This window comes from Massilia sp. DWR3-1-1, from assembly GCF_049898325.1.
In the GTDB taxonomy this organism is placed as follows: domain Bacteria; phylum Pseudomonadota; class Gammaproteobacteria; order Burkholderiales; family Burkholderiaceae_D; genus JAFCUW01.
The window spans coordinates 1-18,411 of the sequence record NZ_JAFCXL010000024.1; the positions used below are offsets into that span (position 1 = coordinate 1).

Here is an 18,411-nt window from a genome sequence, read left to right on the forward strand (position 1 = left end):
GACGGCCGCAGCCACCGCTACCCGTGGCTGGGCATCGGCGCGAAGCATCACGACCCGGTCGAGCAAATTACCGTCACCCGCATGAGCGCCACCCTGCTCACGCTCGACTTCGGCAAGCCGCTGCCAGAGGGCGAGCCCAGCCCCTGGCGCGAAACCTATGAACTGGTCGACACCGTGCGCACCAAGGCGGCCGAACTGGGCAAGGAGCATTTCCGGCTGATCGCGCTGCATGCCACAGACGGCGCCGCCCTCGGCCTGCGCTATGACCACATCGTCGCCGGCGAGGCGGTGCTCAGCGACATCGTCAGCAAGCAGGGCGACACCGTCGTCGCCCATGCCGGTACCCAGATCGACGTCAACAGCGGCCGCATCCGCGCGCTGTGGGAAATCCGCGACGGCGAGCTGGTGCGCCAACTCGCTGCCTACGACTACGACGACCACGGCGACCTGGTGCGCGCCCAGGACGAAAACGCCGCCGCCTGGCACTACCAGTACGACCGCCACCTCGTCACCCGCTACGTCGATCGCACCGGGCGCGGCATGAACCTCGCCTACGAAATCGGCATCGACATCGGCGGCATCAACAGCGGCGGCATCGACAGCGGCAGCATCGACAGCCCTCTGCACGCCAAGGCGATCCGCGAGTGGGCCGACGACGGCAGCGACGACACCCGGCTCGAATGGGACAAGAACATCCGCCTGACCTACGTGACCGACGCGCTCGGCCACGAGACGCGCTACTACTACGACATCGCCGGCTACACCTACCGCATCGTGTATCCGGACGGCGGCGAGGAATGGCTGTTCCGCGATGCCGCCAAGAACGTCGTCCGCCACATCCACGCCGACGGCAGCACCGAGCATCACCGCTACGACGCGCACGGCAACCTGCTCACGCACACGCGCGCTGACGGCAGCGAGGTCCATTTCGAGTACGACAGCGCTCACCGCGTCACCGGCATCCGCGACGCCGAAGGCGGGGTGTGGAAGCGCGACTACAACGCCCAAGGCCAGCTGGCCGAAGAAACGGATCCGCGCGGCAACAAAACCGCATACGCCTACGACAGGGCCGGCCGGCCCGTCGCCATCACCGACGCGAAGGGCGGCGTCAAGCAGATCGCCTACGGCGCCAATGGCCAGCTCGCCAGCTACACCGACTGTTCCGGACACAGCAGCCAGTGGGAATACGACGACCGTCAGCGCATGGTCAAGCGCATCGACGCCGCCGGCAACGTGACCGGCTACCGCTACACGCCGCTCAACGCCGAAACGCTGGCGCAAGCGCACGGCGAAGGGAAAAGCGCCGGCAACCACCCCGGCCAGCTCGAAGCGGTCATCTTCCCCGACGGCAGGCAGGAGCAACTGCGCCACGACGCCGAAGGCCGGCTAATGGCGCACACCGACGCCTTGCATCGCACCACCGCCTACCGCTACACCGCGGCCGGACTGATCGCCCAGCGCACCGACGCGCTGGGCCACAGCCTGCACTACCGGTGGGACGCGCTTGGCCGCCTGTCCGCGCTGGAAAACGAAAACGGCAGCGTCTACCGTTTTCAGTACGACCCGGTCGGCCGCCTGCTGCAGGAACAGGGTTTTGATGGCAAGGCTATCCAGTACCGCTACGACGAAGCGACCGGCGTGCTGGCCGAGACCATCGAAGCGGGCGTGACCACCCGGCTCGACTTCGACCCCATGGGCCGGCTCCTGCAACGCCGCGCCACGGCTACTGGCCAGCCCGAGCAGATCGAAACCTTCGCCTACAACGCCAACGGCCAGCTGGCCGAAGCGAACAACGAACACGCCAGGCTGCAATGGTTTTACGACGCCGCCGGCAACCTGGTGCGCGAGCACCAGCACTACCAAGGCCCGTTCTACCCCGAAAAACGCACTGCGGTCTGGCACCATCACCACGACGAACTCAACGAGCGCACCGGCACCACCCGCCCCGACGGCCATCGCATCGACTGGCTGACCTACGGCGCCGGCCACGTGCACGGCCTGCTGCTCGATGGACAGGACCTTGTCTCCTTCGAGCGCGACGCGCTGTACCAGGAAACCGGCCGCACCCAGGCCAACGGCCTGCTGCAGACAATGCAATACGACCCGGTCGGCCGCCTGATCGAGCAGCAGCTCGGCGCCATCGACCAGGTCGGCCAGAAAAACCGGCAGGCTTACCCCGCCCCGTACCGTCCCGACGTCCAGGCCGGCATGCACGCCACGCTCAAGCGGCGCTATGGCTACGACCCATCGGGCCAACTGGCCAGCATCGAAGACAGCCGCCGCGGACGCATCGAGTACCGCTACGACCCGGTCGGACGGCTGCTGTCGGCAAGCAGCGCACTGGCCCAGGAAACCTTCGCTTTCGACCCGGCCGGCAACATCCAGGCAGCCGAACCCGCGCAGCCGGCGCCCATTACCCGCCGCGAGCAGTTGCCAACGCTGCTCGACAACCTGCTCAAGGAGTATGCCGGCGTCAGCTACCGCTATGACGAACGCGGCAACCTGGTGGAACGTACCGGGAATGGCGAGCGGTCGGCGTATGAATGGGATGCGTTCAACCGGATGACCCGCGCGACGACCTCGCACGGCGTGACCACCTTCGCCTACGATCCGCTGGGGCGGCGCATCGCCAAGCACAGCCAGGCGACGGGAAGCACTGCTTTTCGGCAGCCAACCCGGACCATGTATGGCTGGGACGGCGACACGCTGGCGCTGGAAAGCAGCCTGCACCCGGGCCATGCGGCCGGCGGACGGACGGTGCACTACGTGTACGAGCGCGACAGCTTCGTGCCGCTGGTGCAGGCCACCAGACATCGGGCGCTTCGACTGCCGCCCACCACCGATGTCAAGGCGCTGATGGCGGGCAGCGACGGCAAGTATGACATTGCGCTCGATCCGCTATGGAACGGGGGATCCGAGCAGGAAGCCGAACCGTTCGGGAAGCAAGAGATCGCCTTCTATCAATGTGACCATCTGGGTACGCCCCAGGAGTTGACCGACCATGAAGGAAAAGTAGCGTGGTCGGCGCAGTACAAGGCATGGGGGCAAGCGAAAGAAGCGATCAGCGAGGCGGCGCGCAAGGCGGGGATGCGCAATCCGATCCGGTTTCAGGGGCAGTACCTTGATGACGAGACGGGGCTGCACTACAACCGGTATCGGTACTATGATCCCGATACGGCAAGGTACCTCAACCACGACCCGATTGGCCTCAATGGCGGCAACAATCTCTATGAGTACGCGCCTAATCCAACCGGATGGATGGACCCACTGGGGCTCATCACATGCTCAGGATTTCCAATCAAAAATAACTCTGCAAGAAAGTTACTGAAAGCACGAGGACTCTCAAAAACACAGCAGCAGGAGGTAGTAAACAGCTTTGATGGTCAAATTTATGCTTCTCCCGGGCTCGCCGGCGAGCAATTTACAATTACTGAATCCACTCCCGGAGCAGCGTCAGGAGTATTTGTGACACGATGCTCGGCTGGAGCAATACCTGCGGAAAGACGTCAAAAACTTGCGCTTCCACCAAGCAATTCAGCAGAAGTTGAAAGTCCTGTTGCCCTAACTCGGAATCAAATGCTACTTGAAGGAAAAGTGGCGCCTCAGCCACATTGGGGACCTGACAAAATCGGAGGGGGCTGGCAAGTCGTAACTGCTGGAGGTAAATACACAGGAGCAATTAAAAGATGACGACATTTTCAGAATTAATTAAAAGCATCATTTCCGATTTGCATCAAGCAGGATTTATTAAAGATGCTGACGATTTGCAGCGACTCGCCAATTTAGCGCTAGACCAAACTTTGTTGACGGATACGCGTAACGATGCTTTGAAGCAGATAGAGATGCGTTGCCACGTGAAGTGGCTTGGAGATTTATACCTGCCTCGTTTATCGCAAAAAGATTGGTGGGGAAGGCTTGAAAAACTTGCTAGATCAACCAAGAAGCGGTAATTGTCAACAAAGATGTCGCGTAAATTATGCGGCTTTTTTTGGTATTTCTGGTTGGTCCGGCTCGGGATTTAGCCAGACCTCATCCTTCAAATTCCAGTTATAGGTAAAGGCCAGAAATAGGTCGAGGCGTTTGCTGAAGCTATGAGAAAAAAACGGACGTGCGATGGATTTACAACCATAGGAAAAGAACGGCTAGAATTGATGAGGCAATCTGGAGAAAATAAATTCGATCTGGGGAGCAGCGAACGGGAAAGACGCGCTTTTGACGCCAACGCGGGCTGGATTATAGACAGGAATCGCGATGGCTATTCATTTATTGATATAGGTGGAAATGGCTCCTCAAACAAGAGTTCTTTCTATGTTATTGAGAAACAAACACTTCATCAAATAGGAGGAAAGGTGTACAGAGGTCCCCCGAAAGCTATCACTGAAGCTAGAGCGAAATCCAAACCAAGCGATCGCCCTAAAAGTAAAATAATATGCCCATTATTACAAAAATTACTATCATCATTCCAGTCGACAACTATGACGAAACGGAATATTACTACCGTAACGTTTTATGTTTTCCACATCAAGAAGGATTGTTTTTCTCACCCGTAGGTTTGTCTGAAGTGGCTTTGAAATTATTGATCGTTGATGAAAAGGCTAAATCCGATTGGCCACCACAAAAGCATTTTGCAATTTTTTTGCTACAGAATTGAGAAGAATTTCTTATCCTACTGCAAAAAAATTTACGAAAATGGGGCTTTGATAGAAACGGCTTTTTCTCACCCAGGTGGTTATTTTGCACGTGTTTTCGATCCCGCTGGCAATCAGTTCGAGATCGAATGCGAAAGTTATGATGAAGATGATCCGTCGATTGATTACTCAACAGTGCCATTCTTCTTTAACTATTGATCCGCTTTTGCGTCATAAGCAACATGCAATTGTTCAGTAATGGTTGATATTCGTAGCTGCAAAGCCCCGCCCAATAATAAAATCGCTTAACATGCGCTGAATGACATCAGGTATGACGTTGCGCTCGATCCACTATAAAACGGTGAGTATGGACAAAAATCCGAACCGTTTTGGAAGGAAGATATTGCGTTCTATCAACGCGACCTTTTAGGCGAACACCATCAAAGGGACGATATGGAGAGCAATAAGGTAATTGTATTATTTATTCCAGCGCGGAAAAGAATGATGGAGCAAATGGAGACCTTCAGTGGTGATGTCCTGCGCTTCACCATCCATCAGATCACGTTTCTACTGAGCAACATCGAGGCTGTTCGCGGCCAGTTGCAGTACTCAGATGTGTACCTCGATCCAGAAAGGGATCCTTTGTTTCAGTTCAATATAATAAGCGACTTTCCCGAATATCGCAAATCACTAAGGCAGCAAGGAGTTCATTTTGATTTTGCGGCAATGACTCCAGGCGGATATATGGCTAAAATATTCGCCCCCTGTGATAACTCGATATTGATTTGGTGTGACAGTTTCGAAAACAGCAGCAATGTCAGCCTAACGAGTTGGGATGAATACCGACGGTTCTAACCTAAATATTTAAAGACACGTCTGCGTTCCTTATATCAGCAATCACCGATTTCTATTGCAAGCGTCAGCTAAGACATATGTGAGAATGGACGCTTTATTAAGCGTCCAGCTGATCTCATGAAGACGGGGCCGAACACGGCTTTCTTCTGGCCCGGTAGAACTGATGCAGTCGGTGGAGTGGACGATTCTGCCGATATTGCTAATACTCACGGTGGGACGAGGCTTGAAGTGGCACTTTGATAGAAACAGCTTTTTTACACTCAGGGGGATACTATGCATGTGTTTCCGATGAGACCAGCGACAGGAATCGCACCAACGTTACTTTATGTTTTCCAGATTGGCTTCTTCTTGCCTTCTTAAATTAGCCCTGTGCCTTTTATTAACATCAAAGACAAATGCGCAAATACCAGCTGCAAGGAGTAATAAGGCTCTTGCTTGTCCCCACGAAAAAAATCTTCATGGAAGAATAAAAATCCGCCAGCTATTATTAAGAAAAATGCTCATACAAAAATTGGTATTTTTTCAAAAGGCAGGAGTCCTATGCCCATTGCATCTCCTTTATGTTTTGAATGTTTTACAATTGGACAATGAATTTTTCATGATTTAAAAAATCTTGACGTCACTCCAATGGTGTTCTTATTTTCTTCATTCAACAATACTATTCTTCTTTACTATTGAGCCGATTTTTTGCATCGTAAGCAAGGTACAACGCCTCAGAAATGAACGATATACATAGCCAAAAGGTTTCTGGTAGCGTCAACATAGATTGCTCGTTCAACCGCCACGGCGGCAAGAGAAAGTGACTATCAGAGACTTTGAATCCGTCGCGTTCATACCACGATGGCGCAAGGTTATGAGCCGATATGTACGTTAGCCTGACGGCCGCGTTTAGCCGGACGGTCCACCGTTCTGTTAACCACACCGATTCCACTGGAGAACCCAATGTCATTGAAGATCATTACAGTAGGAGACAAAACCGATCATGGCGGCACAGTTATTAGCGGTTCGCCCGACCACGACATCAGAGGACGGGCGATCGCCCGATTGGGCGACAAAGTTGACTGTCCCCTGCCCTACCCTGGCGGCAAACCGCACGGCGTCAACAAGATTATTACCGCACACGACACACTGACAGTCAACGGGGTGCCAGTCGCGGTCGAGGGATGCATGACGGAATGCGGGTGCAAGCTAATCGGCAGAATGCCTGCGACGGTCGGTTGAAAGGCTTAAATAATAATGCATACTATTAAATTAGACTTGAAAAAAGGGTTGGTCTTAGTTGATTCGACATGCGTGGCGGTTGACGAAAAAGGCGCCCTCGCAAGGCCTATCGAAAAACTGTGCTCCCCGCCAACTAAAACTGATGAAGGGAAAACAATATATGGCTTACTAAAAAAGTCAGTGCGTGCGGAAAATCGGCCGATTGCGTGATTGAAATCGGAGAGGGAAAAGTATGTTCCATAACATTCTTATTTTGTCTCATCGAATTTTTTGAATCCAACATTCTTGAATCAAAAATACTAAAATCACATGAAAGGTCTTCAAACGTAAATTTTGTGAGCGAGCATCCAAGCACCGCTTTTTTAAACCCGTGCAAATGGGGTCGAGCCATATTTTTCTATGATACCAAACAAGGCGACCTTAGTTAGGATATTAAATTCCAGCGCAATTTAACAAGACTCAGATTAGATCACCTCGTTACCGTGAAAGCTGATTGATGAAGGCTCGTGCATATCCATCCCCATTGAAGCGAGTTAAAAGATGGCACCAAGTCCGACCCATAGTTACGACGCATCTCGTCATACACAAGTCGGACTAAGCGACGTCAGCTATCGAAAAACGCGTTCACATTTGACGACTTGCCGCGGCTCTTGCAAACTGGCACCGGCTCAAGGTTTACTCTCGACTTTTGCGTGGCGCAATTGGCAAACAGATCGACAGCGTGGACGGCAACCGAATCCGAACGCGGCTTTCTTCCGGCCCGGTAGAACAGATAGTGTCATTGGAGTGGCAGCTGGTGCCAATATTGCCAATAATAAAAGTGAAACGATGCTTGAAATGTTAATTTCTAAACACAAGATTCGAATGTCAACTTGGGGCGACAAAAATTTAGTGGTTGTAAAATGATGGGTGTGAAATGTCTCGTGCCTATATCAAAGGCACGTGCGGATTCGTAAGAGGCGTCGTAAGAAAGTATTTGTGGATGAAAAATATCTGGAGAGAAAGGAGCGCTCATGAAAAACTTTCAGCTGACCAAATCGATATTATTGACCAGAAATATAGAAATTCGAGGACCATTTTTAACAGGTGATGTATGAATTTTGAAGTCAATGACGTCTCACGAGGAGACATATGTTTGAAGATTGAATACAAGCATGTCCGTGTTCTAGGGGAGGCGCTCGCTGCCTCGGCACCAAACGAACCAAGCTACGTCATCTATTTGAATTCATTGAACAACTGGGAGGTACCACCTGAAGATGCCTTAACTGAAAATGAAAAGCAGGATGTCATTAGCGCAATTCGGAAATATTTTCAGGATCACGGCTCGATTATCGATTTCGAATAGCGATCAAGCATAAATAATCCCATTCTACAGGAAATATGCTGGTGAAGAAGCGGACCAGCAGAACATTGTTTCAATCAGCACAGGAATGAAACTCAATATCAGCTTCCGCAAAGCGCTGAATCGTACAATGTAGCGGAAGAGCTAGTCGAGATGCCACATCCTTGCCGACCTCCGCAGAGATAAATTATGTCACAGAACAAGTTGATCATAGTAGATTTAAACCATGCCGTCGGAGCGACGCTACCAGTCTTGGACCGGACGTTCTACCAGTGCACTAACTGCTGGAGCATTCTCCTGTCAAACCCTTCGGACAATGAGTACTGCGTCTGCGGAAATGTCTCCGTCGACGCTGATGCCGGCAGGGCTGGGGCCAGGGACGAGCACTTGCTTCGAGTTTTGCAGATCGCTCATGCAGACTGATTAAAACGCATGCCCCCCATCACCTTGGAGAGTTCGACCCAGGTCAGCTACAACCCGCTGGGCCAGCGAAGAAGCACGTAGGGTCCGCTGGGAGAGCGTCGAAGAAGTTGGGGCCATTGATGGATAACACATCAGTAACGCAGATCGACACCATCGCCCCCAAGACTGGGGCCACGAAAGCTATCTTTAGACGATGAGTGACATGGAACTGACAGCGATTGCACGCGGGCACCTTCGGGTGAAGGTCGGTGCTAAAAGCGTTACCGTGTATGGTGAAGCTTTTTTAAGGGGATATGGATCTCCCGACTTCGTGCTTTATCAGAACAGTATCGAAATGTGGGATGCACCAAATGATCAAGAAGGCGTGACTCCCGCTGAAAAGAATCACCTGGTTCAATTCCTAAAGCAGGAGTTCGTCCGAAGAAAAATGTTCTTGGAAATTGAATAGCTAAGTTTCGTATTGATGAAAAAAGATCTTCGCGTAGCGACAGCCTCCGCATTTTCTAATTACCAATACAGACTAGTTGTCTGAATGCAATATTACATTGAGGAAAATAATCGATGAAGTATGGAAAATGGCTTGCTTATGAAGTGGAAAAACCATGATAAATTTTATTGAAGGAGAAATTAATTCCGGCGGAAAAAGTATCTCCATCATATCTGATTATGAATATCTAAATAGTATTAGCGAAGAAGGTTCCGTTGAGAAACGAAGAGACCCTGATGGAGGAGAGCCTTATTTTTACGTCGAAGCGGTTGCGGATGGCATGAGATTTGGTATATTTATCTCTTTGCGAGCCAGAAAAATAGATTGGATACGATTGAGCTGGTTAGACAGTTCCATGAAAGGGTGGGGCGACGTGAGTGAAAATGCTGTAAAAGGTGAATATCGTCTTTTCTTGAATTTAATCGAGAAAATGGTCGGGCGGCCACCTGATAATAAAAAAGATAAACTGCGTTCATGGGACCTTAAGTGGGGACAACTTAACGTGAGCAATGACCTCCGCACCTTTCAGGCAGACATTTATATGAGGCCTCGCTGAGGATGCTCGCCAGGCAGGTCGGCATCTGTTTTGACTCGTGAAATCTCAGGATACCAGAACCGCTCATAGTTATTTTTAATTTTAATCTTTGTGGATCTTAAGTTAAAAATTCTCCATGCCTTAGGTATTGACCATTTTTTTGCTTACGCCGAAATTGTTTTGTTGACCGGAACTATATGCCAGGATGAGCATTTTTTATTCCTTCATTTATAAATTTGATTATTATCGTCATTCTTTTAACATATATAATTAATCCGAAAAGCTATTGCATATTAGTTATGCATCTGAAGGAGGATAGATGGGTAAGTCCGAAAAACGGATACGAACAGAACAATAATTTTAGACAAACGGCGACGATCAGGCTGAGCTTACGTCCGTTTTTTCGACTTGATCCTCAACTTATAATCCGCCTCGAGGGCAGCAAGCGCCCCAACTGGCGGGCGGGTTGTTGAACTGGCGTCATGGCTCCCGGCGCCCCGCCCCGCTCGACGGTCAGCAGCGACGCCAGATAGTCGTTCATGGCGCAGAACAGCTGCGAGGACACTGCTTCAACCTCGTCCTCGTCCTCGTCCTCGTCCTCGTCCTCGTCCTCGTCCTCATCCTCGTCCTCATCATCGTCGTCATCGAAGGACTGGTCGTTCCAAGAGCCCATCGCGCCGAACACATCGGCTGCAGCGATCGCGGCCAGGCCCATCACGCGCCGGGTGCGCCATCCGAATGCAGCAAAAAGATCGACCAGTTCCGTGTCGGCCAAGTGATCCGGTGCATTGTTCGACACACAGATCCGCTCGAATGCCGCACGACTGAACGGTGCGTCTGCCCGCGCCTGCGCCGCCAAGCTTTTCGCCAGTTGGAAGTGCACAGCGAACGGCGATTCCACGCTTAGTGCAAATGCGCCGATGGCCTCAAGTGCCGCCTCGAAACGCTGTTGTTGGTCCACTTTCAAAATGGCTGCGGCTTCGTCCCCGGCGCCGACCTCACGCTCATTCTCGTCGAACACGTACATGCGCCAAGGCGCTGGATTCCGCTTCAAGTACCAGCCCATATCATGCTGCAAACGGCCGCGAAACGACAGTCGGCGACGTTCTTCCTCACCGGGGCCGAATATGTTTTCCAGCACAGCGGGAATCAGCGGCTCGCAGTCGCGCCGTTGGCATTCCACGCGAATCAACTCGAGCAAGTCATCGCGCACCAGTTCGGCCCCGATCGCGTCCAGGCCCTGTAAGTAATGCCCCCAATTCCCCGCGTCGATGTGGGGAAATTCTGTCAAATCAAAGTCCTCTCCCAATGTCTCTGCCAGTTGCTGCGGATCAGCGCACTGCTGCCAAATCTCGGCGTGAAACGGTTGCGCAATAATTAGTTGATACAGGTGCGACCCGGTGACCTGATCCTCGTCGTAGGCGTCGAGCCAGACATACCTGTCCCTGTCGTGGAAGGGAACGACTTTTTCAACCAGGTCCGCCAGATGAGCTGGAATCATGAAGGATTCGTCGAAAGTCAGGGCCTCCACCTGGATCTCTCGCATGATCTGGTCGCCAATGATGTCCCAGGCAGATGCGCCGGCGTTGGACACCAAAAAATCGGCCAGTTCGTCCGGCTCGACTTCGACGATGCCATTACATGAGTGAAACGCGTTGATGTCAGCCAGAATGGCTTTCCAGTAAAATTCGGGGTCGGCTTGGGCATTGATCAGATCGGCGAACTGGGCCACCGTCATAGCATGTGCGGCACTCGATATGGTGCCGGCATGGTAGCTGTGCCAGCCTCCAGCATTGCGCACGTGCAGCGTATCCGGCCTGCCGCCCAGGAAGCCGGCCATCATGTGCGCAGGGGTGTCCCCATTGCTCTGGCCACCGAAGGCGGGTCGGCAGGCAAGGGGGCCACCGGCGCGCTCACGCATTACCCACTCGCGCAGCGGTGTGACGCCTGCGCCGCTTCGGATCGCAACACTCGGCCTGTCGGTCCTGTACAGGACGGTCGAATCGAACAGCCCATCGCACCGCGCCAGCGCGTCGCGGAGGAACTCATCAGGGCAAGTCAGCAAGCCGACCGTGGCGGCCAATACAGTATTTTGAAAGTTCATCTAGTTCCCCGTTGGCGAAATGCACCATGCTGCACCATTGAGTCGGGGAATTGATGATTGTAGTCAACTTTGTCCAGATTAGCGGGCGGGTGTTTAAGCACGTCGTTGCGTCCCGCTTCCGCCGTGTCGGTCCTGCGTGATCTCGCTGCGGTATGGCCGTCGGATGCAAGATGCCTGAAGTCGTCACTGCCCCCAATCTCATGGCCAGTTTCGATGATCTTGTGAATGAAAAATGTTATTCCGTAGGCAAATCCAAGACTGCTTCCGCCCTCAAGGAAATTGATTTGCTGGCGAAAATATTTGCAGGCGGTAGTTCAGTACCCACCTGGTCCCAAGGATTCGCACCGCCGCACCCATGCGGCGGGAAAATACTTGATTCGCTGACAGTCTCAGAGCAACTCGATTGCCCGCCATCAGGCCTGACGAGCCGCTATCCGGCCGACTTCCGCGTGCTTGCACGTGAGCGAGTCGAAACAGCGTGGCAGCGTGGCCCCGCACCGAGACGGTGGCGGATGGTCGACGGGGTCTAGTGGTCTTCACCGCAGCAACCTTCAACCTGGACAATTTTATCGTCAGGCTTCTTTGCTGCCATTACACAAACCACGGCGGCAACCGCGATGACGAAACCATTCGCATACAGGAGCCATATCTTCGCGCGGAACAGGTGGCGGCCTACCTCGATCTCTCGGCCGGAAACTCGAATACAGGATTTCTCCGCATTACCCTTGCTATAGAGAACTTTGCCAGCGACCACATCCTGCTCGGTGCGCCGCCGCAGGGGCAATTGCTGCCCAGCCAGGCCAGCCTCATCCCATTAAACACAAGAAAACTAGAACAGAAATCTTACCCCCGATTCGTTTGTGTGCCGTTTGAAGACGCCTTAAGCGGTAGATATGCCAGTGTCCAAGGTTGAAAATACGCAACCCATTCCCCGCTCTGGAATCGACCGCAGGCGCACGCCTGCACACAATGACCCTGTCCTCATTCGCCTGCCTGCGGTCATCGCCATTTGCGCGATGTCTCGCAGCTGCATCTATGAAGCCATCAAGAACGGTACGTTTCCAGCGCCGGTAAAATTGAACGGTCGACCAAGCGCCTCGATCCAGCAGCAAGTCATAAATTGGGTGAACGACCGTATCCACGCCAGTCGGCAAGCGTGAGGACAGGCTATGGAGCACCGCCTATCGGAGACGCGTTTGCGCCGCCGGGATAATCGGCCCAGGCGGCCATCAGCTTGCAGCGCTTGTCCAGCAAATCGCCCCGGCGATACGCCGCCTCGACCTTGTCCGGTAATTTGTGAGCGAGCGCGTGCTCGCACACTTCCCGCGAAAACGCATTCGATGCGTACTCCGCACACCAGTCACGAAAGGTCGAGCGGAAACCATGCACCGTGATGTCGCCACGGCCCATGCGGCGCAGCACGGCAGTGAGCGACATGTCGGAGAGCGTGCCACCGCCGCGCCCGGGAAATACCAGCGGCGTCGAGGGTTCCGCCGCCCTCAATACCGCGAGAGCCGGCGCTGCCAGCGGCACCCGGTGCTCGCGTCCTGCCTTCATCGGCTCGGCGGGGACGGTCCATAACGCATCTGCGACATCGATTTCCGGCCAGGCGGCGCCGCGCACCTCGACGGACCGGCCAGCCGTATAGATCAGAAATTCCAGGGCGCGCGCGAAAATACCCTCGCGCTGCCGCAACAGTGCCATGAATGCGGGCGCCTCCGCCCAGGCAAGGGCCGGCCGATTGATTACCGGCGCCACCTTGTTCGGATTGGCAAGCAGGAACTCGAGGTGACCACGCCAACGCGCCGGGTTTTCACCAGTTCGAAACTTGCTCACCGTCGCCCAGTCCAGGATCGCCTCGATGCGGCCGCGCAGGCGCGTCGCCGTTTCCGTCTTGTCGATCGAGATCGGCGCCAGCGCCTTGACCACCAACGCCGTATCCACCTCGCCCACGGCCGCAGCGTCGAAAACGGGCGACATGTAGGTCGCAAGGGTGTTCTCCCATTGCTGGGCATATTTTGCATTGCGCCACGAGGCGCGGTCGGCGGTAATGTACGCTTGAGCGCAGGCGTCGAAGGTGATTGTGCGTGCTTCAACCAGCTTGAGGGCCAGCGCAGCATCGCGGCGCTCTGCCAGGGGGTTGGCGCCTGAACGGACGCGCCGGCCGCATTCGCGCGCCATTTCCCTCGCCTCGGCAAACGATACATCGCGCAAGGAGCCGCGGCCCATGTGATATCGCCGACCGTCGATTTCGTAACGGTACACCCAGCTCTTGCTGCTACTGGAGAACACTTGCAGCCACAAGCCCTCGCCGTCGCAATACCAGCCGGGCGCAGCCAGGCGTGACGCCTTCAGTGCCGACAAATTATTGACTGTTCTCGCCATGCGCGACCTCCACCGGAAGCTAGTTCTATCTACCGTTCTATCTACCGCTTAGAGGTGGATTGTGCCGAAAAGTGCCGGACCTAGCCGGACAAAATATCAAGCGAGCTCCCTATGGAGGGACGGAAAAAAGCCCCGTTTCCGGGGCTTCTTTTCTAATACTTGGCGGAGACGGTGGGATTCGAACTACACGTCCGCCTGCGACTGACAACGTCCGACGACGTCCAACAATAGGCCGCAATTTATGGGTGCAAACAAAAAGCATCGAAGCCGACTGGTCTTTCCAAGTCGGGCTTGAGTTCGGCGGACCGGCACGTCCAGATCTCGAGCGATCCCCGCACTGACGGCGCTTGCACGATGCGTTTACTGAACTTGCAACACTGAACCAACGCTGTCCGGGCTCGTCCGCTGAAGTCCCGCGCTGTTTTTCATACTTTTTTCATACTCAAAAAAAATGGCCTACACCTCGTCAGTGTAAGCCATTGATCTAAAACGTATTCTTGGTGGGAAGTGGCAGTTTCGAACTGCCGACCCCTGCAGTGTGAATGCAGTGCTCTACCCCTGAGCTAACCTCCCGAAGCGGGGCGAATTATCGCATGCCAACAGCCAATGTGGCAAGGGTCAGTGCCAACAATCACGCGGCGGTGTAGCCGTGCCAGATGCATTGCCCTTTGACCGCCTTGTCCAGCCCCGCCAGCAGCGCTTCGTGCTCGGCCGCTTCGCTGTCGGTCGCGGGCAGCACGATGATCTGCGCCAGCGGCACCGCTTCGAGCTGGGCGCAGCCGGTGGCAGGCTCTTCTTCCATGTACATCGACAAGGAATTCTGTCCCCGCGTCATCGACAGGTAGACGTCGGCCAGCAACTCCGCATCGAGCAAGGCGCCGTGCAGCTTGCGGTGGGCGTTGGAGACGCCGTAGCGGTCGCACAGGGCATCGAGCGAGTTGCGCTTGCCCGGGTGCAGCTCCTTGGCCTGCACCAGGGTGTCGATTACGCTGCTGGTGTGCTCGGTGAAACTGGGCAGGCCCAGCAGCTTGAATTCCTGGTTCAGAAAACCCAGGTCGAACGGCGCATTGTGGATGATCACTTCGGCGCCCCGGATGTACTCGCGCAGCTCTTCGGCAATCTCGGCAAATTTCGGCTTGTCGCGCAAAAATTCCGTGGTCAGGCCGTGCACCGCCAAGGCTCCCTCCTCCGAATCGCGCTCCGGATTAATGTAGCGGTGGAAATTATTGCCGGTCAGCATACGGTTGTGCAGCTCGACGCAGCCCACTTCGATCACCCGGTCGCCCGTGCGGGGATTCAGGCCGGTGGTTTCAGTATCGAGAACGATTTGACGCATGGTATCTTTCAATGAAATGGGGAAGGTCGTACTGCTTCACAGGGGCCGGCGCACCGTCTCGACGCCACGGTTGGCCAGCACATCGGCCCGCTCGTTGCCGGGATGGCCGTTGTGGCCGCGCACCCAGCGCCATTCGACCTTGTGCTCGGCCTGGGCGATGTCGAGCGCTTTCCACAAGTCTTCATTTTTGACCGGCTCCTTCGCGGCAGTCTTCCAGCCCCGTTTCTTCCAGCCGTGGATCCACTCGGAAATGCCCTTCTGCACGTACTGGCTGTCGGTGTGCAGCACGACGTCGCAGGGACGGGTCAGGATGCCCAACGCTTCGATGACGGCGCGTAATTCCATGCGGTTGTTGGTGGTGTTCGGCTCGCCGCCGAAGATCTCTTTTTCATGGCCGTCGGCCACCAGCAGGGCGCCCCAGCCGCCGGTGCCGGGATTGCCCTTGCAGGCGCCATCGGTGAAAATTTCTACTTTGCTCATGCCGCGTGTGGTCTCTCTGTGGATTGTGCTCAATGACTTATTTACGATTGGTGGCCGGCACCGCTTGCGGCGCGCCAGCCGTGCGCCGGCTCCAGGCCGGACCGATAATGGTGCCGCCCTTGACGCGCTTGATGGCGTGCACCATGTAGACCGCGCCCAGGTACGGCCAGCCGCGCTGGCCTGCCCGCTCGAGAAAAGCGAAGCGCTCGAGCCACCTGGCGCTGCGGCACGGCGGCGCGTAACAGCCGAAGTGGCTGCGACTGACGCCAAGGTTGAGCAATTTTAACCAGTCTTTCATGCGCGGCATAGAGATGAATTCGCCAGCGGCCGGCAAATACGGGCTGCGAAATGCCCGCCCCAGTGCCTGGCGCGCCCCCCACAGGCTGGCCGGATTGAAGCCGCAGATGATCAGCTGCCCCTCCGGGATCAGCACCCGCTCGACTTCGCGCAGCACCTGGTGCGGCTCGGCCGCGAACTCGAGCACGTGGGGCATCACCACCAGGTCCAGGCTGTGCGAGGCAAACGGCAAGTCGGCAAAATCGAGGGCCACGGCGATCTGCCGGCTGTCGGCCGACAAGGCCAGTTGCGCGGCGCTCGAGGTGCGCGTGGCCGCGCGCCACTTGTTGGGCATGCGGCTGGCGGCGAGCGCGTCGATCTGCGGCAGGCCGATCTGCAGGGCGTTGTAGCCGAAGATGTCGGCGGTCAGTTGATCGAGGCACTGTTGTTCCCAAGCGCGCACGTAGGCGCCGGCCGGCGATTGCAGCCAGCCGTCGAGCGCTATAATGGATTGTTGCGAGCTTGCGCTGTCCATGCCGGTGATTCATCCTTGTCGTTGCGTGCAAGCACTTGCCTGGTTCGGCTGGCTTTCGTACTTAAAAGCAAGTCGATCACGCCAGCATGTTGCCTATGGTATGACAACGCTGGCGTCGTTGCATTTTTTCCCACCAACCCTCCGCTCACGGCCACCGCCCCACCATGACAACTCTCCAGCGCCGCCCCCTGACCGTTGTTGGCGTTCCCGCCTTCAAGGACAACTATCTGTGGCTGATCCACGATGGCGTCGATGCCGCCGTCGTCGATCCCGGCGACGGCGCCGCCGTGCTGGCCGCGCTCGAAGCCCTCGATCTGCGCCTTGCTGCCATTTTACTCACCCACCATCATGCTGACCATACCGGCGGCGTGCCGGCCCTGCTGGCCCATGGCGCCGTGCCCGTGTTCGGCCCCGCCAAGGACGGCATTGCCGCCGTCAGCATGGCGCTGGGCGAAGGCGATGCCATCGTGGTGCCCGGCCTGGGCCTGCAGCTGCGCGTGATCGACGTGCCGGGCCATACGCTGGGCCATATCGCCTATGTCAGCGATGCACAGCACTGGCTGTTTTGCGGTGACACCCTGTTCGCCGGCGGCTGCGGCCGGATTTTCGAGGGCACGCCCGGGCAGATGGCCACCTCGCTGGCCAAGCTGGCGCGCTTGCCCGGCGACACCCTGGTCTATTGCGCGCACGAATACACGCTGTCGAACCTGCGCTTTGCCAAGGCCGTCGAGCCCCACAGCGCCGCCCTGCAGGCACGCATCGTCAGCGACACTGCCCTGCGCGCACACGGCCAGAGCACGGTGCCGTCGACCATCGAACTCGAACTGGCCACCAACCCCTTCCTGCGCTACAGCGAACCGGCCATCTTCGCCAGCCTGCTGGCAGCCGGCAAAGTGCAGCCGGGCGCGACGCCACTGGCCAGTTTCGCCGCCCTGCGCGAATGGAAGAACAGTTTCTGATGGGCGCGATCCGCGTCACCTTTTATTTTGATCCGATCAGCCCGTACGCCTGGCTGGCCAGCAAGGCGCTGGCACGCATCGAAGACATCGGCGGCGAGATCGTGTTTCAACCCGTGCTGTTTGCGGGACTGCTCAATGCCCACGGCCAGAAAGGGCCGGCCGAAGTCGCCGCCAAGCGCCGCTACATGTTCCGCGACGTCATGCGCGAGGCAACCCGCGCCGGCCTGCCCTTCAAGGCACCGCCGGGCCACCCCTTCAATTCCCTGCAGGCCCTGCGCATGTGCCTGGCGGTGACGGAGGCGGGCCCGCGCCGCCGCTTTGCGCTGGCGGTGATGGCCGCCTGCTGGGAACAGGGGCGCGACATCAGCGACCTGGCGGTGCTCAAGCACATCGCCTTTGAGTGCGGCCTGGCCGCCGACGAGCTCGCCGCGCAGGCGCGCCAGGCAGGCATCAAGGTGCAACTGGCGGCCGATACCGAGCAAGCCATCGGCGACGGCGTCTTCGGCGTGCCCACCTTCAAGGTCGACGGCGACCTGTTCTGGGGTGCCGACCGCGTCCACTCGCTGCTGCGTTACCTGCAAGGGGCGCGCATCGACGAGGCGGCGCTGGCCGATATCCTCGCGCGGCCGGCCATGGCCGAACGTTAATTTGCCTGCTCGGCCTCGATAAAATCGATGAACGCGGGCAAGGGCGCCGGCAAAAGACGCCGGCCCGTGCCGCAACGCAGCAGCGCGCCTGCTATGGCAGCTACCAGTCACAAGAATTGATGCACGTTGACGCATCAACACGGCAAGGACGTAAAAAAAGGGCTTGGCAGCGCGTGCCAGACCCCTTTTCAGACCGCC

At 56.2% G+C, this 18,411-nt stretch carries 18 protein-coding genes and 1 tRNA gene; 13 read left to right on the forward strand and 6 right to left on the reverse strand.

Annotated features, from left to right (window positions below; translation table 11 throughout):
- The 8 genes from ACP7EY_RS20560 to ACP7EY_RS20595 form a co-directional block, all read left to right on the forward strand.
- On the forward strand, window positions 1-3,690 hold a 3,690-nt coding region (locus ACP7EY_RS20560), incomplete at its 5' end, for an RHS repeat-associated core domain-containing protein (protein WP_426196927.1).
- Window positions 3,687-3,950, forward strand: coding sequence for a hypothetical protein (locus ACP7EY_RS20565; protein ID WP_426196929.1), 264 nt, complete (start codon window positions 3,687-3,689; stop codon window positions 3,948-3,950). The genes ACP7EY_RS20560 and ACP7EY_RS20565, both read left to right, overlap by 4 nt.
- A gap of 479 nt (window positions 3,951-4,429) precedes the next feature.
- A complete protein-coding gene (locus tag ACP7EY_RS20570; protein ID WP_426196931.1) occupies window positions 4,430-4,651 on the forward strand; it encodes a hypothetical protein in 222 nt (73 codons plus the stop codon).
- Window positions 4,652-5,081: 430 nt separating this feature from the next.
- Window positions 5,082-5,483, forward strand: a complete 402-nt coding sequence (locus ACP7EY_RS20575) for a hypothetical protein (protein WP_426196933.1) — start codon at window positions 5,082-5,084, stop codon at window positions 5,481-5,483.
- 942 nt (window positions 5,484-6,425) lie between these two features.
- Entirely contained in the window at window positions 6,426-6,704 is a 279-nt protein-coding gene (locus tag ACP7EY_RS20580; RefSeq protein ID WP_426196935.1) for a PAAR domain-containing protein, read from the forward strand.
- A 1,093-nt stretch (window positions 6,705-7,797) separates the two neighbouring features.
- Complete coding sequence (locus tag ACP7EY_RS20585; protein WP_426196937.1) at window positions 7,798-8,049, forward strand: Imm74 family immunity protein; 252 nt, start codon at window positions 7,798-7,800, stop codon at window positions 8,047-8,049.
- A 622-nt stretch (window positions 8,050-8,671) separates the two neighbouring features.
- A complete protein-coding gene (locus ACP7EY_RS20590) occupies window positions 8,672-8,917 on the forward strand; it encodes an Imm74 family immunity protein (RefSeq protein ID WP_426196939.1) in 246 nt (81 codons plus the stop codon).
- A 154-nt stretch (window positions 8,918-9,071) separates the two neighbouring features.
- Window positions 9,072-9,512 (forward strand): hypothetical protein, encoded by a 441-nt coding sequence (locus tag ACP7EY_RS20595; protein ID WP_426196941.1) that lies wholly within the window; start codon window positions 9,072-9,074, stop codon window positions 9,510-9,512.
- Between the two features lie 394 nt (window positions 9,513-9,906).
- On the opposite strand, the gene ACP7EY_RS20600 is transcribed toward ACP7EY_RS20595, so the two are convergent.
- Window positions 9,907-11,595 carry a hypothetical protein gene (locus tag ACP7EY_RS20600; RefSeq protein ID WP_426196943.1) on the reverse strand — a complete coding sequence of 563 codons (1,689 nt, stop codon included), beginning with the start codon at window positions 11,593-11,595 and terminating at the stop codon, window positions 9,907-9,909.
- Between the two features lie 170 nt (window positions 11,596-11,765).
- On the opposite strand from ACP7EY_RS20600, the gene ACP7EY_RS20605 reads away from it, so the two are divergent.
- From ACP7EY_RS20605 to ACP7EY_RS20615, 3 genes are read left to right on the forward strand one after another with little or no spacing between them, the layout of a single operon-like run.
- Window positions 11,766-12,125, forward strand: coding sequence for a hypothetical protein (locus ACP7EY_RS20605; protein WP_426196944.1), 360 nt, complete (start codon window positions 11,766-11,768; stop codon window positions 12,123-12,125).
- Window positions 12,125-12,508: a hypothetical protein gene (locus ACP7EY_RS20610; protein WP_426196946.1), complete on the forward strand. Its 384-nt coding sequence runs from the start codon at window positions 12,125-12,127 to the stop codon at window positions 12,506-12,508. The genes ACP7EY_RS20605 and ACP7EY_RS20610 overlap by 1 nt, the downstream gene beginning before the upstream one ends.
- Complete coding sequence (locus ACP7EY_RS20615) at window positions 12,489-12,755, forward strand: helix-turn-helix transcriptional regulator (RefSeq protein WP_426196948.1); 267 nt, start codon at window positions 12,489-12,491, stop codon at window positions 12,753-12,755. The genes ACP7EY_RS20610 and ACP7EY_RS20615 overlap by 20 nt, the downstream gene beginning before the upstream one ends.
- A gap of 7 nt (window positions 12,756-12,762) precedes the next feature.
- On the opposite strand, the gene ACP7EY_RS20620 is transcribed toward ACP7EY_RS20615, so the two are convergent.
- The 5 genes from ACP7EY_RS20620 to ACP7EY_RS20640 all read right to left on the reverse strand — a co-directional run bounded on the left by ACP7EY_RS20620 (window position 12,763) and on the right by ACP7EY_RS20640 (window position 16,607).
- Window positions 12,763-13,980: a tyrosine-type recombinase/integrase gene (locus ACP7EY_RS20620; protein ID WP_426196950.1), complete on the reverse strand. Its 1,218-nt coding sequence runs from the start codon at window positions 13,978-13,980 to the stop codon at window positions 12,763-12,765.
- A 498-nt stretch (window positions 13,981-14,478) separates the two neighbouring features.
- Window positions 14,479-14,553, reverse strand: a tRNA-Val gene (locus ACP7EY_RS20625).
- A 58-nt stretch (window positions 14,554-14,611) separates the two neighbouring features.
- On the reverse strand, window positions 14,612-15,316 hold the full coding sequence (gene dnaQ, locus ACP7EY_RS20630; RefSeq protein WP_426196951.1) for a DNA polymerase III subunit epsilon: 705 nt from the start codon (window positions 15,314-15,316) through the stop codon (window positions 14,612-14,614).
- A gap of 36 nt (window positions 15,317-15,352) precedes the next feature.
- Window positions 15,353-15,796, reverse strand: a complete 444-nt coding sequence (gene rnhA, locus ACP7EY_RS20635) for a ribonuclease HI (RefSeq protein WP_426196953.1) — start codon at window positions 15,794-15,796, stop codon at window positions 15,353-15,355.
- Between the two features lie 37 nt (window positions 15,797-15,833).
- Window positions 15,834-16,607, reverse strand: a complete 774-nt coding sequence (locus tag ACP7EY_RS20640; RefSeq protein ID WP_426196955.1) for a class I SAM-dependent methyltransferase — start codon at window positions 16,605-16,607, stop codon at window positions 15,834-15,836.
- 164 nt (window positions 16,608-16,771) lie between these two features.
- Between ACP7EY_RS20640 and gloB the strand changes: the two genes are divergently transcribed.
- Window positions 16,772-17,566, forward strand: coding sequence for a hydroxyacylglutathione hydrolase (gloB, locus tag ACP7EY_RS20645; RefSeq protein WP_426196957.1), 795 nt, complete (start codon window positions 16,772-16,774; stop codon window positions 17,564-17,566).
- Window positions 17,548-18,213, forward strand: coding sequence for a 2-hydroxychromene-2-carboxylate isomerase (locus ACP7EY_RS20650; protein ID WP_426196959.1), 666 nt, complete (start codon window positions 17,548-17,550; stop codon window positions 18,211-18,213). Before gloB ends, ACP7EY_RS20650 begins: the two co-directional genes overlap by 19 nt.
- Window positions 18,214-18,411 lie beyond the last annotated feature (198 nt).

Bases quoted from the DNA above. Each gene is read 5' to 3' on its own strand.
- ACP7EY_RS20620 (WP_426196950.1), bottom strand. From the start codon at position 13,980: ATGGCGAGAACAGTCAATAATTTGTCGGCACTGAAGGCGTCACGCCTG.
- ACP7EY_RS20580 (WP_426196935.1), top strand. From the start codon at position 6,426: ATGTCATTGAAGATCATTACAGTAGGAGACAAAACCGATCATGGCGGC.
- ACP7EY_RS20565 (WP_426196929.1), top strand. From the start codon at position 3,687: ATGACGACATTTTCAGAATTAATTAAAAGCATCATTTCCGATTTGCAT.
- ACP7EY_RS20605 (WP_426196944.1), top strand. From the start codon at position 11,766: ATGCCTGAAGTCGTCACTGCCCCCAATCTCATGGCCAGTTTCGATGAT.
- gloB (WP_426196957.1), top strand. From the start codon at position 16,772: ATGACAACTCTCCAGCGCCGCCCCCTGACCGTTGTTGGCGTTCCCGCC.
- ACP7EY_RS20600 (WP_426196943.1), bottom strand. From the start codon at position 11,595: ATGAACTTTCAAAATACTGTATTGGCCGCCACGGTCGGCTTGCTGACT.
- ACP7EY_RS20575 (WP_426196933.1), top strand. From the start codon at position 5,082: ATGGAGAGCAATAAGGTAATTGTATTATTTATTCCAGCGCGGAAAAGA.
- ACP7EY_RS20585 (WP_426196937.1), top strand. From the start codon at position 7,798: ATGAATTTTGAAGTCAATGACGTCTCACGAGGAGACATATGTTTGAAG.
- ACP7EY_RS20595 (WP_426196941.1), top strand. From the start codon at position 9,072: ATGATAAATTTTATTGAAGGAGAAATTAATTCCGGCGGAAAAAGTATC.
- ACP7EY_RS20650 (WP_426196959.1), top strand. From the start codon at position 17,548: ATGGAAGAACAGTTTCTGATGGGCGCGATCCGCGTCACCTTTTATTTT.
- ACP7EY_RS20570 (WP_426196931.1), top strand. From the start codon at position 4,430: ATGCCCATTATTACAAAAATTACTATCATCATTCCAGTCGACAACTAT.
- ACP7EY_RS20590 (WP_426196939.1), top strand. From the start codon at position 8,672: ATGGAACTGACAGCGATTGCACGCGGGCACCTTCGGGTGAAGGTCGGT.
- rnhA (WP_426196953.1), bottom strand. From the start codon at position 15,796: ATGAGCAAAGTAGAAATTTTCACCGATGGCGCCTGCAAGGGCAATCCC.
- ACP7EY_RS20640 (WP_426196955.1), bottom strand. From the start codon at position 16,607: ATGGACAGCGCAAGCTCGCAACAATCCATTATAGCGCTCGACGGCTGG.
- ACP7EY_RS20615 (WP_426196948.1), top strand. From the start codon at position 12,489: ATGCCAGTGTCCAAGGTTGAAAATACGCAACCCATTCCCCGCTCTGGA.
- dnaQ (WP_426196951.1), bottom strand. From the start codon at position 15,316: ATGCGTCAAATCGTTCTCGATACTGAAACCACCGGCCTGAATCCCCGC.